Source organism: Streptomyces sp. NPDC048171, assembly GCF_043202655.1.
In the GTDB taxonomy this organism is placed as follows: Bacteria; Actinomycetota; Actinomycetes; order Streptomycetales; family Streptomycetaceae; genus Streptomyces.
The window spans coordinates 448594-463955 of record NZ_JBIDAU010000006.1 but is presented as its reverse complement, the minus strand read 5'-3'; the positions used below and the strand labels follow the sequence as shown (position 1 = coordinate 463955).

The 15362-nt window shown below is 74.8% G+C and carries 12 protein-coding genes and 5 tRNA genes; 10 read left to right on the top strand and 7 right to left on the bottom strand.

What is annotated here, in order from left to right:
- Positions 1-99 precede the first annotated feature (99 nt).
- The 4 genes from cbiE (at position 100) to ACGF3J_RS19565 (ending at position 7536) form a co-directional block, all read left to right on the top strand.
- Positions 100-1320, top strand: a complete 1221-nt coding sequence (cbiE, locus tag ACGF3J_RS19580) for a precorrin-6y C5,15-methyltransferase (decarboxylating) subunit CbiE (protein WP_161327557.1) — start codon at positions 100-102, stop codon at positions 1318-1320.
- A gap of 349 nt (positions 1321-1669) precedes the next feature.
- Positions 1670-5290: a nicotinate-nucleotide--dimethylbenzimidazole phosphoribosyltransferase gene (gene cobT, locus ACGF3J_RS19575; RefSeq protein WP_393854410.1), complete on the top strand. Its 3621-nt coding sequence runs from the start codon at positions 1670-1672 to the stop codon at positions 5288-5290.
- A 193-nt stretch (positions 5291-5483) separates the two neighbouring features.
- Complete coding sequence (gene cobA / locus ACGF3J_RS19570; RefSeq protein WP_393854409.1) at positions 5484-6716, top strand: uroporphyrinogen-III C-methyltransferase; 1233 nt, start codon at positions 5484-5486, stop codon at positions 6714-6716.
- A gap of 1 nt (position 6717) precedes the next feature.
- The gene (locus ACGF3J_RS19565) at positions 6718-7536 is read left to right on the top strand and encodes an RNA methyltransferase (protein ID WP_161328169.1); all 819 of its coding nucleotides are present in this window, start codon (positions 6718-6720) and stop codon (positions 7534-7536) included.
- A 7-nt stretch (positions 7537-7543) separates the two neighbouring features.
- On the opposite strand, the gene ACGF3J_RS19560 is transcribed toward ACGF3J_RS19565, so the two are convergent.
- Positions 7544-8938: a protein kinase gene (locus ACGF3J_RS19560; RefSeq protein WP_393854408.1), complete on the bottom strand. Its 1395-nt coding sequence runs from the start codon at positions 8936-8938 to the stop codon at positions 7544-7546.
- Between the two features lie 589 nt (positions 8939-9527).
- Here ACGF3J_RS19560 and ACGF3J_RS19555 point away from each other — a divergent pair.
- The 3 genes from ACGF3J_RS19555 to ACGF3J_RS19545 all read left to right on the top strand — a co-directional run bounded on the left by ACGF3J_RS19555 (position 9528) and on the right by ACGF3J_RS19545 (position 11199).
- A complete protein-coding gene (locus tag ACGF3J_RS19555) occupies positions 9528-9710 on the top strand; it encodes a hypothetical protein (protein WP_125490898.1) in 183 nt (60 codons plus the stop codon).
- 155 nt (positions 9711-9865) lie between these two features.
- Positions 9866-10804: a phosphotransferase gene (locus ACGF3J_RS19550; protein WP_346346326.1), complete on the top strand. Its 939-nt coding sequence runs from the start codon at positions 9866-9868 to the stop codon at positions 10802-10804.
- A 101-nt stretch (positions 10805-10905) separates the two neighbouring features.
- Complete coding sequence (locus ACGF3J_RS19545; protein WP_161332392.1) at positions 10906-11199, top strand: zf-TFIIB domain-containing protein; 294 nt, start codon at positions 10906-10908, stop codon at positions 11197-11199.
- Positions 11200-11269: 70 nt separating this feature from the next.
- Here ACGF3J_RS19545 and ACGF3J_RS19540 read toward each other — a convergent pair.
- The 5 genes from ACGF3J_RS19540 to ACGF3J_RS19520 form a co-directional block, all read right to left on the bottom strand.
- Positions 11270-11341, bottom strand: a tRNA-Val gene (locus ACGF3J_RS19540).
- Between the two features lie 21 nt (positions 11342-11362).
- Positions 11363-11434: transfer RNA gene (locus ACGF3J_RS19535), tRNA-Val, on the bottom strand.
- Positions 11435-11470: 36 nt separating this feature from the next.
- Positions 11471-11542: transfer RNA gene (locus ACGF3J_RS19530), tRNA-Val, on the bottom strand.
- Position 11543: 1 nt separating this feature from the next.
- A tRNA-Cys gene (locus tag ACGF3J_RS19525) sits at positions 11544-11617 on the bottom strand.
- A 38-nt stretch (positions 11618-11655) separates the two neighbouring features.
- Positions 11656-11728, bottom strand: a tRNA-Gly gene (locus ACGF3J_RS19520).
- Between the two features lie 177 nt (positions 11729-11905).
- Here ACGF3J_RS19520 and ACGF3J_RS19515 point away from each other — a divergent pair.
- Genes ACGF3J_RS19515 through ACGF3J_RS19505 form a run of 3 tightly spaced genes read left to right on the top strand, consistent with a single transcriptional unit; the run spans position 11906 to position 14652 of the window.
- Positions 11906-12958, top strand: a complete 1053-nt coding sequence (locus ACGF3J_RS19515) for a chorismate-binding protein (protein ID WP_161332391.1) — start codon at positions 11906-11908, stop codon at positions 12956-12958.
- The gene (locus tag ACGF3J_RS19510; protein ID WP_161332390.1) at positions 12955-13776 is read left to right on the top strand and encodes an aminotransferase class IV; all 822 of its coding nucleotides are present in this window, start codon (positions 12955-12957) and stop codon (positions 13774-13776) included. Before ACGF3J_RS19515 ends, ACGF3J_RS19510 begins: the two co-directional genes overlap by 4 nt.
- Before the next feature lie 51 nt (positions 13777-13827).
- The gene (locus ACGF3J_RS19505) at positions 13828-14652 is read left to right on the top strand and encodes a GNAT family N-acetyltransferase (protein ID WP_161332389.1); all 825 of its coding nucleotides are present in this window, start codon (positions 13828-13830) and stop codon (positions 14650-14652) included.
- A gap of 43 nt (positions 14653-14695) precedes the next feature.
- Here ACGF3J_RS19505 and ACGF3J_RS19500 read toward each other — a convergent pair whose 3' ends face one another.
- Positions 14696-15220: a DsbA family protein gene (locus tag ACGF3J_RS19500; protein WP_161332388.1), complete on the bottom strand. Its 525-nt coding sequence runs from the start codon at positions 15218-15220 to the stop codon at positions 14696-14698.
- Positions 15221-15362 lie beyond the last annotated feature (142 nt).

Here is a 15362-nt window from a genome sequence, read left to right as displayed (position 1 = left end):
CCGCCGCTTCGCGACCGGGCCGCAGCGGGTACCCTCACGGGGCGCGCCCGCGCATGGTTCAGCAACCACGACCTGCGAAATGCCTGGAGACTGACGACGATGGCCGACCGTGTCACGGTGATCGGCTGGGACGGTTCACCGCTGACCGCCGCGGCACGCTCCGCACTGGGTGCCGCCACTCTGGTGGCCGGCGCCGCCCACCACCTGGCACTTCCCGAGGTACCGCCCGCCGCCGAGCGCATCCGTCTGGGCAGCGTGGCCCTCGCCGCCCGGCGCATCGCCTCCCACCGCGGCACGACCGTCGTCCTCGCCGACGGCGACCCCGGCTTCTTCGGCGTCGTACGCACCCTGCGGGCGCCCGAGTTCGGCCTGGAGGTGGAGGTCGTCCCCGCCGTCTCCTCCGTGGCCGCCGCCTTCGCCCGCGCCGGGATGCCCTGGGACGACGCCCATGTGGTCGTCGCCCACCCCCGCACCCTGCGACGCGCGGTGAACGTATGCCGGGCGCACACCAAGGTCGCGGTCCTCACCTCCCCGGGCGCCGGGCCCGCCGAACTCGGCCTGCTGATGGAGGGCGTCCACCGCACCTTCGTCATCTGCGAGGAACTCGGCACCACACGCGAGCGGGTCACCGTCGTCACCTCCGACAAGGCCGCCGACCACACCTGGCGCGACCCGAACGTCGTCATCGTGGCCGGCGGCAGCGTCGGACCGGGCACGGCACCCGACGGCGCCGGCTGGATCGCCGGCCGCGACCCCGCCGCCGGACCGCGCGGCTGGTCCCTGCCCGCCGAGGCGTACGCCGGCCCGCTGGGCGAGGGCGAGACCGACCTGCTGCGCACGGCCCAACTCGCCAGGCTCGGGCCCCGCCCGGGCGACCTGGTGTGGGACATCGGCTCCGGCAGCGGTGCCTTCGCCAACGAGGCGGCACGCGGCGGCGCCGCCGTCATCGCGGTGGACCGGGACGCCGACGCCTGTGCCCGCACCGAGGCCACCGCACGCCACTTCGGCGTCCAGCTCCAGATCGTGCACGGCACCGCGCCGCACGTCCTGGAGAACCTGCCCGAACCCGACGTCGTCCGCGTCGGCGGCGGGGGAGCGGCCGTGGTCTCCGCGGTCGCCGACCGGCGCCCGCAACGCATCGTCGCGCACGCCGCGACCCGTGACGCGGCCGAACTCGTCGGCAGGGACCTGACGGAGCACGGGTACCGGGTCGAGTGCGCCCTGCTCCAGTCCGTCGGACTGGACACCCGGGCGTGGACGGAGACGGAGCGGAGCGTCGCGTTCCTGCTCAGCGGGGTCCGTCTGGACCGCGCCCCGTGATCGGTTGTTCATACCGCGCGGGGTAGGCTGGCGGATTGTTGTACCGCACTCGGACACCCGGCACTTCGTCGGCCGATGTCCGCAAAAACCCGCACCTTCCGGGCCAGGTGTGGTACGGCAGAACCGGAGGACGCGCAACGTGGCGCAGTCCACAGCGGGCCGTCGCGGATCAAGCTGTCGTGGCGGGGGAACGACCGCGACAATGCCACTCAATGGCTTTGTCGTCTTTTCCCGCGGGTCGTTCGTGCCGCTGGGCACGCACGCTCGTTCTTCACTGTGGGGCGGTCGGTGCGCCGCCCCGGGTGAAGCTGGTCGTAGAAAGCACTAACCGATGGGCGAGGGGTTACGCATGACCGACACCGGCCAGATCCCCGGCGAGGGGCTGCCGGAGAACGCAGGCATGGTGGAGCAGCCGGGCGTCCCCGCACCCGGCGCGTACACCTACCTCTCCGAGGCCGAAGCCGAGGACGAGGACCTGTTGTTGCTGCCGGGAGCCCAGGGTGCATGGGGCAACGAGGTCGCGCCGCCCGCGCCGGAGCCGGTCGTCGAGACCGTGCACCAGCCGGGCCCGCACGAGCTGTCCGGCCGTGACAGCGGCTCGGTCGATCTCAACGGCGTCCGCCTGCCCGATCCGGCGCAGGACCCCGCGACCGCCCCCGTCCAGCCGCGCAGGCCCCTGCACCTCGGCCCGCCGATTCCCGACACCTCCGCCAGCCCGGTCCGCTCCCTCGCCGACCGCGGCCCGGCCGACGCGCCGGTACGGCACTCGGGACCGCCGGCCGCCGGCCCCGAGTACCTCGACGGCCAGCAGGCCGCCGCGACGCCTCCGCAGGCCGCCGCGCCCTGGGGAGCGCAGGGCGAGCCGCAGACCGCGCAGGCGCCGGTGAGCGCCGCGGCGGGGCATGCGGAAACGGTTATTCCGGTACCGGAGCAGGCATCCGAGCCGGTGGGCGCGGCCCAGGCGCTCGTCACGCGCGTCGCCACGGAGGCCGTCGCGGCGACGGGCGGAACGGGCACGCCCGAAGCCGGGTCCGCCGAGGAGTCCGCGCCGGTGGCCCACGTACCCGGCCCGGCGGAGGAGCGCGAACCCGAGCCGGTCGCCCCGGAGTCCGCGCCCGAGCCGGTCGTCACGGAGTCCGCGCCCGAGCCGGTCGCTACGGAGTCCGCGCCCGAGCCGGTCGCTACGGAGTCCGCGCCCGAGCCGGTCGCTACGGAGTCCGCGCCCGAGCCGGTCGCCACGGAGCCTGCCCCCGAGCCGGTCGCCACGGAACCGGCCCCTGAGCCGGTCGCCCCGGAGTCCGTCCCCGAGTCGGTCGCCACGGAGCCCATGCCCCTGGCGTCTGACGAGGGCCAAGAGGCCCAGGCGGTCGAAGGAGCCGACGGGACCGATGCGGTCTCCGAGCCGCCGGCTCCCGAGGAACCGGCGACGTGGGATGAACCCGCGTCCGCCGAGGTCCCCGCGCCGCAGGACGCCCCGCCGGCCGAGGCTCCCGCGCCGCAGGACGCCCCGGGCGCCCCGAGCGCGGACATGCCCGCGCCGCCCGTTCTGGCAGCCGATCCCGCCCCCGAGGCCACCGAGCCCGGACCGGCCCCGGCCCCGGAGGCGCCGGTGGCCACTGAACCGCCCGCACCGGTGCGGCAGGCGGAGGTGCCGCAGCCCGAGCCGCAGGCACCCCCCGTATCGCAGGCCGTACCGCAGGATTCGGCACTCGCGCAGCCGGACGTCGTGCCCGCCGCGCAGCCGCCCGCCGAGACCGCCCCCGTAGCCCACCCCACCGCCGAGGAGGCCCCGGACGCCCCGCGGGACGACGTGCCCCAGGATGTGGCCGTGTTCCCCGCCCCGCCCGAGCCCGCGCACACCGAGGCGACCCCGGTCGCCGCCACCGTGGAGCAGCCCCGGCCCGAGCAGGCACCCCCGGCCCAGGAACCGCAACCCGACGACTCCGTCGGCCAGTTCCTGCCGGTCGACGGTGCACCCGTGCCCACCACCCCGCACCTCGCCCCCACCCCGCCGGAGGGGTTCGTCCTCCCGCCGGAGAGCCTGGCCGCGGAGCCCGGCACCGAGAACCCCACGACGGACCCCGCACTCGAGGTCCCGGCCCCCCGCGAGGCCGACCCGGGCCTCGCCCAGAGCGCCGACGACCTGGACACCCACGCCGCCGACCAGGACGACCTCGTCGACGCCTCCGTGTCCGCCCCGGAACAGGCGGCGCCCCAGGACGCACGCCGGTCCGCCGGACCCGCGGCCCCCGCCTACGACGACGCCGAGCGCGCGGCCGTACTGAAGGTCATCCGCGAGCGCCGTGACATCCGCAACGGCTTCCGCGGCGACCCCATCCCGCACGAGGTGCTGCTCCGCGTCCTGGAGGCCGCGCACACCGCGCCCTCCGTGGGCCACTCGCAGCCCTGGGACTTCGTCGTCATCCGCTCCGCCGACACCCGCCGCGCCATGCACGAACTGGCGATGCGTCAGCGCGAGGCGTACGCGAAGTCCCTCCCCAAGGGCCGGGCCAAGCAGTTCAAGGAACTGAAGATCGAGGCCATCCTCGACACCCCGGTCAACATCGTCGTCACCGCCGACCCGACGCGCGGCGGCCGGCACACCCTGGGCCGGCACACCCAGCCGCAGATGGCGCCGTACTCCTCCGCGCTCGCCGTCGAGAACCTCTGGCTCGCCGCCCGAGCCGAGGGCCTCGGCGTCGGCTGGGTCAGCTTCTTCGACGAGCGCGAGATGGTCCGCGCCCTGGGCCTGCCCGAGCACCTGGACGTCGTCGCCTACCTGTGCGTCGGGTACGTCGACGAGTTCCCGGACGAGCCCGAGCTGATGCAGGCCGGCTGGTCCAAGCGCCGCCCGCTGTCCTGGGTCGTGCACGAGGAGACGTACGGCCGTCGCGCCCTGCCCGGCGAGGCGCCGCACGACCTGCTCGCCGAGACCGTCGCGCAGATCCGCCCGCTGGACGCCAAGGCGCTCGGCGAGGCGTGGGAGCGGCAGAAGCGGATGACCAAGCCGGCCGGCGCGCTCGGCATGCTGGAGATCATCTCCGCCCAGCTCTCCGGACTCTCCCGGCAGTGCCCGCCGCCCATCCCGGAGCCCGCGGCCGTCGCGGTCTTCGCCGGCGACCACGGAGTGCACGCCCAGGGCGTCACCCCCTGGCCGCAGGAGGTCACCGCCCAGATGGTGGCCAACTTCCTCGGCGGCGGAGCGGTCTGCAACGCGTTCGCGACCCAGGTCGGCGCCGAGGTCTGCGTCGTGGACGTCGGCGTCGCCACCGACCTGCCCGCGACGCCCGGCCTGCTGCCCCGCAAGGTCCGGGCCGGCACGTCCGACATGACCACCGGCCCCGCGATGACCCGGGAAGAGGCCAAGCAGGCCGTCGAGGTCGGCATCGAGACCGCCCGCGACCTGGTGGCGGCGGGCAACAAGGCGCTGCTCACCGGCGAGATGGGCATCGCCAACACCACCGCGTCCGCCGCGCTGATCTCCGTCTTCACCGGCGCCGACCCGGCCGAGGTCACCGGCCGCGGCACCGGCATCAACGACGAGACGCTGGCCCGCAAGACCGAGGTCGTCCGCCGTGCCCTGGAACTCCACCGGCCGGACCCGGCCGACCCGCTGGGCGTCCTCGCCGCCATCGGAGGGTTCGAGCACGCCGCCATCGTCGGCCTCCTTCTCGGCGGCGCCTCCCTGCGCACACCGGTGATCCTGGACGGTGTCAGCGCCGGCGCCGCCGCCCTGGTGGCCCGGGCGATCGCCCCCGAGGTCCTCGCGGCCTGCATCGCGGGCCACCGCAGCGCCGAGCCGGGACACGTCGCCGCGCTCAACAAGCTCGGCCTGCGTCCCCTGGTCGACCTGGACCTCCGCCTCGGCGAGGGCACCGGTGCACTGCTGGCGCTGCCGATGGTGCAGAGCACCGCGCGGGCCATGCACGAGGTGGCGACCTTCGACTCGGCCGGGGTCACCGAGAAGTAGCACCGCGACGCGCCGGACGGGGCGGAGCGGGACCGGGCGGCGGCAGATCCGTCGCCACCGCCCCGGCCCGGCCGTACGCTGGACCGACCTCGTGCCGCTCGTGCACGTCTTTTACAATCCGCACGTATCCCCACGTCAGGGCCGCTCCACCGACGCAGCGCCCACCGCATGTCAGGACGAGGAGCCCACCCTGATGGCCGAACACCCCGCCTACCCCGTAGGCCTCCGCCTCACCGGCCGTCGCGTGGTCGTCCTCGGCGGCGGTCAGGTCGCCCAGCGCCGCCTGCCCGCGCTGATCGCGGCGGGCGCCGACGTCCTCCTGGTCTCCCCCTCGGCGACCGCGTCGGTCGAGGCGATGGTCGACGCCGGCGAACTCACCTGGGAGCGGCGCCGGTACGCGGACGGCGACCTCACGGACGCCTGGTACGCCCTGATCGCCACCAGCGACGCCGAGGCCAACGCCGCCGCCTCCGCGGAGGGTGAGCGGCGCCGCGTCTGGTGCGTCCGCGCCGACGACGCCGACCGGGCCACGGCGTGGACCCCGGCGTCCGGCCACAGCGCCGGCGTGACCGTGGCCGTGCTCACCACCGACGCGCGCGAGCGGGACCCCCGCCACACCGCCGCCATCCGCGACGCGGTCGTGGAGGGCCTGCGCGACGGGACGCTCGTCGCCCCGCACCAGCGCACCCGCGCCACCGGCGTCGCCCTCGTCGGCGGCGGCCCCGGCGACCCGGACCTGATCACCGTCCGGGGGCGCCGCCTGCTCGCCGAGGCCGACGTCGTCATCGCCGACCGGCTGGGCCCGCGCGACCTGCTCGCCGAGCTGCCGCCGCACGTCGAGGTCATCGACGCCGCGAAGATCCCGTACGGCCGTTTCATGGCCCAGGAGGCCATCAACAACGCGCTGATCGAGCACGCCAAGCAGGGCAAGGCCGTCGTCCGGCTGAAGGGCGGCGACCCGTTCGTCTTCGGCCGGGGCATGGAGGAGGCGCAGGCACTGGCCGAGGCGGGCATCCCGTGCACCGTCGTCCCCGGCATCTCCAGCTCCATCTCGGTGCCCGGCGCGGTCGGCATCCCGGTCACCCACCGCGGCGTCGCCCACGAGTTCACCGTGGTCAGCGGCCATGTCGCCCCCGACGACGAGCGCTCCCTGGTCGACTGGGCGTCCCTCGCCAAGCTCACCGGCACCCTCGTGATCCTCATGGGCGTCGACAAGATCGGCCGGATCGCCGAGACCCTCGTCGCGCACGGCAGGTCCCCCGAGACGCCGGTCGCCCTGGTCCAGGAGGGCACGACGGCCGCCCAGCGCCGGGTGGACGCGACCCTCGCCACCGTCGCCGACCGGGTCGTCTCCGAGGGCGTCAGGCCCCCGGCCGTCATCGTCGTCGGCGACGTCGTCGGCGTGGGCCCGCACGGGACGGCCTGACATGGGCGACATCGTCACCGTCGACGACCCCGGCGACCCGCGCCTGCACGACTACACGAACCTGACCGACGTCGAACTGCGCCGTCGCCGCGAACCCGCCGAGGGCCTGTTCATCGCCGAGGGCGAGAAGGTCATCCGGCGGGCCGGCGAGGCGGGCTACGCGATGCGCTCGATGCTGCTGTCCGCCAAGTGGGTCGACACCATGCGCGACGTCATCGAAGAGGCCCCGGCTCCGGTGTACGTCGTGGACCCCGTGCTCGCCGAGCGGGTCACCGGCTACCACGTCCACCGCGGAGCCCTCGCCTCCATGCAGCGCAAGCCGCTCCCGGCCACCGCCGACCTGCTGCGCACCGCCCGTCGCGTCGTGGTCATGGAGTCGGTCAACGACCACACCAACATCGGCGCGATCTTCCGCTCCGCCGCCGCCCTCGGCATGGACGCGGTCCTGCTCTCCCCGGACTGCGCCGACCCCCTGTACCGGCGCAGCGTGAAGGTCTCCATGGGCGCGGTCTTCTCCGTGCCCTACGCCCGCCTCGACACCTGGCCGGGCGGCCTGGAGACGGTCCGCGAGGAGGGCTTCTCGCTGCTCGCCCTCACGCCGGACGCACGGGCCGAGCCCCTCGACGAGGTCGCCCCGCACCGCATGGACCGGGTGGCCCTCATGCTCGGCGCCGAGGGCGACGGCCTGTCCCGCCGGGCGCTGGCCGCCTCCGACACCTGGGTCCGCATCCCGATGTCCCACGGCGTCGACTCCCTGAACGTGGGCGCGGCGGCGGCGGTCGCCTTCTACGCGGTGACGGTGGGCCGCCCCACGGCGTAGCCCGCCGCTACGATCCCGGTGCCGGGTCCCCGAAGAGGGATCCGCCGCCGGGCACCCGCTCCTGCGCCGCCCGTACGACACCGCGGTCGTCGCCGAGCCCCTGCGACGGCCCCTGGCAGCCCTGCGCGACGGCGATACCCAGCGCGACCAGCAGCGTCACCACCACGAACACGAACAGGCGCTGACGCAGCAGCCGCGGGTTCGCGGGACGGCGCCGGCCGGTTCCCGTGGTTCTCGGCCCGGTGCGGCCGGTTCCGCTGCGCGGCCCCGGCCGTCCGCCGTCGTTGCGTGCGCCGCCGCGGCCGGTGCCGTCGCGGGGGGCGGGCGTGGACCGGGACGCGGACCGGGCGCCCGCAGTGCCGTTGCGCGACGGCGTACCTCCGCGCGAGGGCGTACCCCCACGCGACGGAGTGGCGCGCCGGGGCGCGGGCCCGCGGGACCCCGGGGTGCTCCGCGGCGCCGGGGTGCCCTGCGTACGCCGCGGGGCGCGCTCGGGATAGGTGTCGGCGAGTCGTCCCGTCGGCAGGTCGGCCTCCGCGCTGCGCGGCGCCGGGGGCCGGGCGTCGGCCAGGCCCTGGGCCTCGCGGGCGGCGATCTCCTTCAGCCGCAGCGACAGTTGCAGCGTGCTGGGGCGTTCCGCGGGGTCCTTGGCCAGGCACGCCCGCACCAGCGGGGCCAGCGCGTCGGGAACGCCGTGCAGCTGGGCCTCCTCGTGCACCACGCGGTACAGCATCACCTCGGAACTGCCGTGCCCGAAGGGCGAGTCGCCCATCGAGGCGTACGCCAGCGTGGCACCGAGCGAGAACACGTCCGTGGCCGGCGTGACCGCGGCCCCGCGCACCTGCTCCGGCGCGAGGAACCCGGGGGAGCCGACCGCGGTGCCCACGTGCGTGAGGGTGGAGGCGCCCGTCGCCCAGGCGATGCCGAAGTCGATGATCCGCGGCCCCTTCGGGGACAGCAGGATGTTGGACGGCTTCAGGTCCCGGTGCACCACCCCGGCCTCGTGCACCGCGACCAGCCCTTCGGAGAGGGCGGCGCCCACGGCGGCGACGTCCGCCGCGCCGAGCGGGCCCCCGTCGACGACCTTGTCGTGCAGGGAGGGGCCGGGCACGTACTGCGTGGCGAACCAGGGGCGGTCCGCGTCCAGGTCGGCGGCGACCAGCCGGGCGGTGCAGCCGCCCCGGATCCGCCGGGCCGCCGAGACCTCGCGCGCGAAGCGCGACCGGAACTCCTGGTCCTCGGCCAGGTCCGGCCGGATGACCTTCAGCGCGACCCGCTGCCCCTTCTTGTCGGAGCCCAGGTAGACCACGCCCATTCCACCCGCGCCGAGCCGCCTGTGAAGCCTGAACGAGCCGACGACGCGCGGGTCCTCGCGCCTCAGGCGCATCATCGCCATGTTCATCCCCGCTGCCCGGTCCCTGTGACGAGCCACAGCTTACGTTTCCACGGGCGCCCGCGCGCAGAGGCCGCGCCCTCTCGCGACGACGGATTGTCAGTGCCGGGTGCGACAGTTGAGGGGCGGTCAGGGAACGGGCGGGCGGTCCGGCCCCGGCCCGCCGGTGATCCCAACCGACCGTCACGGGCGGGGGATTGGGTCCGGGAAGCCGGGCCGGGCGGTGCGGCGGGAGGGCGCCGGGGAGACGCCGGGTGACTGCCGAGCGGTCCGGTCCGGGCCGGACGGCCGGTGGAGACGGGGGCGTACGGGGCGGTGCCGCAAGTGAGAGAAGTCACCGGACGTCCCGGAGATACCGGGGCAGGGCGGGCACCCCGTCCGGGAAGACCCCGAGTCCCGGGACCCGGTCTCCACCCAGGGGAGTACTCGGCCGGGCATGGCTCATCCTCCGGGAGGCCCGGCAATCGGTACGAGGGCATGACGTCCCGCGATCCCCGGACACCTAGATTTGAGGTCAAGCGGCGGGTGGCAGCACTCGTCCCCCGAGGTCAGACACCCGCCGCTGCCAAGGACAACGGAATCGGTCAGGAGAGGGACCATGGCCCAGACGCTGCCGCGGACGCTGGTCCGCACGCGGGAGACCCGCAGTCAGGGCCGCCGCCACCCCGCGGTGGCGACGCTCATGGCCCTGCCCCTGGCGGTCCTGCTCCTTCTCGTCTTCGACGGGTGGGAGACAGTGGCCACACAAGCGTCGTCCGTGGGTGTGGTGCTGGGGCGCTGAGCGGCGCCCCGGGCCCGGAAGAGCGGTCCGGGCGGGGACATCCATCCATGAAACCCCGTGGGGACGGGGGTGCGGCGGACGGCAAGAATGCCGGCGCAGCTGGGGAGCTGCGCCGGCATTGCCGTGTCCGAGGAAGCGGTGCGTACCCTCACCCGGTGACCACGGACGCCCTCCTCCCCGCCCTCGCGGCCCGCGTCAGGGCGACGGCCCACGCCGACGCCCCGGCCTGCCCCTGCGGTGCGGCCACCCTCACCACCCTGGCCGACCGCCCGGACGCCACCGTCGTCCGGCACGCCGGCGCCGTCGCCAAGGCCCACGCGCCGGACGCCGACCCCGCCGCCCTGGCCCTCCGCGTCGAGGTCGCCGCCCGGCTCCCCGGCGTCCTCCTGCCGCCGCTCGCCCCGGCGCCCGTGACGCTGCACGGGCGGCTCGTCACCCACTGGCCGTACGGCACCCCCGTGGACCCCGAGGATCCGGACGCGGCGCCCTGGGAGGCGGCGGCCGCACTCCTCGCGCGCCTCCACCGGACGCCGGTGCCCGCCGCCGTGCCCGCGATGCGCGGACCCGCGAAGGCGGCCCGGGCCGTCGCCCGCCTCCGGGCCGGCGCCCCGGACCACCCCGCCACCGACCCCGTGCTCCGGGCCTGGGCGGACCTGCCCGCCTGGGCGCGCGGCGAGGCCGCCCCGCCGACGGCGGCCGGCCTGGTCCACGGCGACTTCCACCTCGGCCAGCTCGTCCGCCACCCCGTCCCCGCGGGGCCCTGGCTGCTGATAGACGTCGACGACCTCGGCACCGGCGTCCCGGCCTGGGACCTGGCGCGTCCGGCGGCCTGGTACGCCTGTGGACTGCTCCCGCCCGACGAGTGGCACCGCTTCCTGAGCGCCTACCGCGCCGCCGCCGGCCCCGCGGTCCCGTCCGACGGCGATCCCTGGCCCGCGCTGGACGTCCCGGCCCGTGCCCTCACCGTGCAGACCGCCGCCCGCTCCGTCACCAAGGCGGCCGCGGCGGACCGGCCCCTGGACGAGGTGGAGCTGCCCCTGGTCGACGCCTGCGCCCGCATGGCCGCCATCCGCCCCTCCGCCCCAGGCGGTTGAGCCGAATTTCCGCGAAGTAGGGTGCAACCGACCCGCGGCCGGACAGAGTCTGTCCTGGCGATACGCGAAGCAGGACCGACCGGCGAGGAGTTGAGCCGTCCATGCAGTGCCCCAAGTGCCACGCACCGATGCACACCTACAACCGCAACGGCGTTCAGATCGAGCAGTGCAGCGGCTGCCGCGGCATCTTCCTCGACTACGGCGAACTGGAGTCGCTGACCCGCCTGGAGGCCCAGTGGTCCCAGTCCGCTCCGCCGCCGGCCCCGCCCGCCGCCCCGCAGGCGTACCCGGCCGCGCAGCAGCCCGCCTGGGGCGCCCCGCACGGCGGCCACGGGCACGGCCACTACGGTCACCACCGTCAGAAGGGCTTCGGCCGGATGCTCTTCTCCAGCTGATCCGGCTCTCCGGCTGATCCGGACACGACGAAGCCCCGGCCGTACGAGACGGCCGGGGCTTCGGTGGGTGTGGACGATACTGGGATTGAACCAGTGACCTCTTCCGTGTCAGGGAAGCGCTCTCCCGCTGAGCTAATCGTCCGGGAGTACTACCGGTGCTGCGTGCGCGATACTGGGATTGAACCAGTGACCTCTTCCGTGTCAGGGAAGCGCTCTCCCGCTGAGCTAATCGCGCGGGGATCCATACGGATCGGTGATCCTTGCGGACCAGTGGACGATACTGGGATTGAACCAGTGACCTCTTCCGTGTCAGGGAAGCGCTCTCCCGCTGAGCTAATCGTCCTTGGAGGTGGAGACGGGATTTGAACCCGTGTAGACGGCTTTGCAGGCCGTTGCCTCGCCTCTCGGCCACTCCACCAGGAGTGTAGGAGGTCCGGGAGACCCCCTGTTCCTGCGAGCGGACGACGAGGCTCGAACTCGCGACCTCAACCTTGGCAAGGTTGCGCTCTACCAACTGAGCTACGTCCGCCTGTCGGTTCGGTCCGCTTGCGCGGCCCGGCGACGTGATGAACTCTAGCGGATACCGGGGCCAGTACAAAAACGCGTTTGTGCAGCGTGCTGCGGTGCGTCCGCTCGCCTACCTGGTCAGGGCTCCCGGAAGGACACGTTCGGGTGCCCTCCGGGACACCGGCCTAGACTCGGGCACGTGCACGACCTCCCTCCTCTCGCCCGCTTCGGCGGCCGCGTGGCCACCGGCCTCCTCGACGTCACGAGCGATCCCGCCGCTCTGGAGTCCGAGGGTTTCTGGGCCGTCTGCGCGGACTTCGAGGGCCGTACGACCTGCGCACGCTTCGCCGACGTGCGGACCGAGCCGGTGCCGTCGCCCGCAGCGGGGCGGTGGCACGGACCGGCCGTCGGTGACTGGACGTCCTCCCTCGACCGCGCCCCGTACACGGCGGCGGTCCGGCGCATCCGCGAGCACATAGCGGCCGGCGAGGTCTACCAGGCCAACCTCTGCCGGGTCCTCTCGGCGCCCCTCGCCCCCGACGCCGACGTGGACGCCCTCACCGCCCTGCTGGCCCGGGGCAACCCGGCGCCGTACGCCGGCACGATCCGGCTGCCCGGACACGGCGTCGAGATCGCCACCGCCTCGCCCGAGCTCTTCCTGCGCCGCGACGGCCGGACGGTGGAGTCCGGGCCGATCAAGGGGACCGGGCGGACCGAGGGTGACCTGCTGGAGAAGGACTACGCCGAGAACGTCATGATCGTGGACCTGGTCCGCAACGACATCGGGCGGGTCTGCGCCACGGGCAGTGTGACCGTGCCCGACCTGTGCGCCGTCGAGAAGCACCCCGGCCTCGTCCACCTGGTGTCGACCGTACGCGGCGAACTGCGCGCGGACGCCGGCTGGCCGGAGCTGTTCGACGCGGCCTTCCCGCCCGGTTCCGTCACCGGCGCGCCCAAGTCGAGCGCCCTGCGGATCATCGACGCCCTGGAGACCGCGCCGCGCGGCCCGTACTGCGGAGGCGTCGGCTGGGTCGACGCGGACCGGGGCACCGGCGAGCTGGCCGTCGGCATCCGGACGTTCTGGACCGACCGGACCGAGGGGCTGCTGCGCTTCGGCACCGGGGCCGGCATCACCTGGGGGTCCGACCCGGACGGCGAATGGCGGGAGACCGAACTCAAGGCGTCCCGGCTGCTCGCGGTAGCGTCGGGGGCGTACGAGGTCACCGGAAGTGGAGAGGCGCTACCGACGTGAAGATCTGGCTCGACGGCGGACTGCAGGACATGGAATCCGCCCGCGTCTCCGTCCTCGACCACGGGCTCACCGTGGGCGACGGCATCTTCGAGACGGTGAAGGCGGTGGCCGGCCGGCCGTTCGCGCTCACCCGTCACCTGGACCGGCTGACCCGCTCGGCCCGCGGCCTGGGCCTGCCCGACCCCGACCTCGACGAGGTCCGCCGGGCCTGCGCCGCGGTCCTGGCCGCCGACCCGGTGCCGCTGGGACGGCTCCGCATCACCTACACCGGCGGCCACGGCCCCCTCGGCTCCGACCGCGGCGAGCACGGCCCGACCCTGGTCGTCGCCCTCGGGGAGACGAGCCGCCGCCCCGACTCCACGGCCGTCGTCACGGTGCCGTGGACCCGCAACGAACGCGGCGCGCTGACCGGCCTGAAGACCACCTCCTACGCCGAGAACGTCGTCGCCCTGGCCCGCGCCCGGGAACGGGGCGCCTCGGAGGCGCTGTTCGCCAACACGGTCGGGCAACTCTGCGAGGGCACCGGCTCCAACGTCTTCGTGGTCCTCGACGGAGAGATCCACACCCCGCCGGTCGCCTCCGGCTGCCTCGCCGGGATCACCCGCGCCCTGGCCGTCGAGTGGAGCGGCGCCCGCGAGACCGACCTCCCGCTGGACGTCCTGGAACGCGCCGACGAGGTCTTCCTGACCTCCACGCTGCGGGACGTGCAGGCCGTGCACCGGGTCGACGACCGCGAACTTCCGGGCGCTCCCGGACCGGTGACCGCCAAGGCCATGCGGGTCTTCGAGGAGCGCTCCGGGGACGACCTGGATCCCTGAGCGCGGATATTGGGCTGCCGTTCGGCCTCTCCGGTGGGTAGAACTGCCCTGATGACCACGACCCTGCGGCCGACCGAGCCGCTCCAGCGCGCCGCCGACGGGACGCGCTCACGCCGCTACCAGGTGTGCGTGAACAGCCGCCCCGTCGGTGCCATACACCTCGGCACCTCGCGCTCCCTCGGCGACTCGGTGGCCGTGATCCACCGGCTGCGCATCGACGAACCGGACCGCCGGCGGGGCCGGGGCACGGTGGCCGCGCTCGCCGCCGAGGAGATCGCGCGCGGCTGGGGCTGCCGCCAGATCGAGGTGGGCGTGGCCGCCGACGCGGAGGCCGGCGCCCGCCTCGCGCAGGCGCTCGGGTACGTCCTGCGCAACCGCGGCATGACCAAACAGCTCGGCGGCACCCCGCCCGCCCTGCCCGAGGGCAGCCGCGCTCGGCCGATGACACCGGACGAGTTCGAAGCCTGGCAGGCCTACGAGTCCGAGCAGTACGCCCGCACCTGGATGGAGCGGGGGGTGCCCGAGGCCGAGGCGCGCGCCAAGGCCCGCCGTGACCACGAAGTGCTCCTGCCGCAGGGCCTGGCCACGGAGAACACGCTGTTCGACGTGTTGGAGCACGAGGGGACCAAGGTCGGGATCCTCTGGCTGGCGCTGCACGAGGACCGGGCCTTCGTCTTCGACGTCGAGGCCGACGAGGCGCACCGGGGCCGGGGGCACGGGCGCACCCTGATGCTGCTGGCCGAGGGCCGGGCGATCGGCGCCGGCCGGCCCCTGATCGGCCTCAACGTCTTCGCGGGGAACACCGCGGCCGAGCGCCTCTACGAGTCGCTCGGCTACCGGACCACGCGGTCCCTGTTCTACAAACCCCTGCTGTGAGCGCGGTGGGGGACCGGCGCGACGCGGGACGGCGGTACGCGTCTCAGCCCCGCCGTTCGGCCAGCAGCCGGTCCGCGATCTCCTCGATCCGCTCGCGCAGCCCCTCCTGGCTCTTGCCGCCGTCGAGGCGCTCGCCGCCGATCACGTAGGTCGGCGTGCCGGTCACGCCGATCGCCTTGCCCTCGGCCTGGTCGGCGTCGACGATCAGGATGTGCCGGCCGTCGACGAGGGCGGTGTCGAACTCCTCCGCGTCCAGTCCGAGGTCGCCCGCCACCTCCACCAGCAGCGCCTCGCCCTTGCGGTCCAGCTCCGCCACGCGGCCCAGCACGGCCTCGGCGTACGGCCACCCGCTGCCCTGGGCGACGGCCTCCTCGGCGGCCTGCGCGGCGGCGAAGGCGTGCTTGTGCTTCTCCAGCGGGAAGTGCCGCAGCCGCAGCTCCAGCCGGTCGCCGTAGCGGGCGCGAAGGGCGCGCAGGTCGTCCAGGGCGGCGTGGCAGTCCGGGCACTGGAGCTCGCACCAGACGTCGAGTACGGGCGCGGCGGGCCCGGCGGGGGAGGAGTCACTCATGCCCCCATCCTCCCAGCCCACGGGGCACCGCCCCGACCGTGGTCCTCCTCCGGCACCGGCACCTGGGGAGGAGCCGACCCGGAGATCTCCCTGATCTCGGCCCACGGCATGGCCTCACCGCGTGCGGGCGGTGCAGGATGGA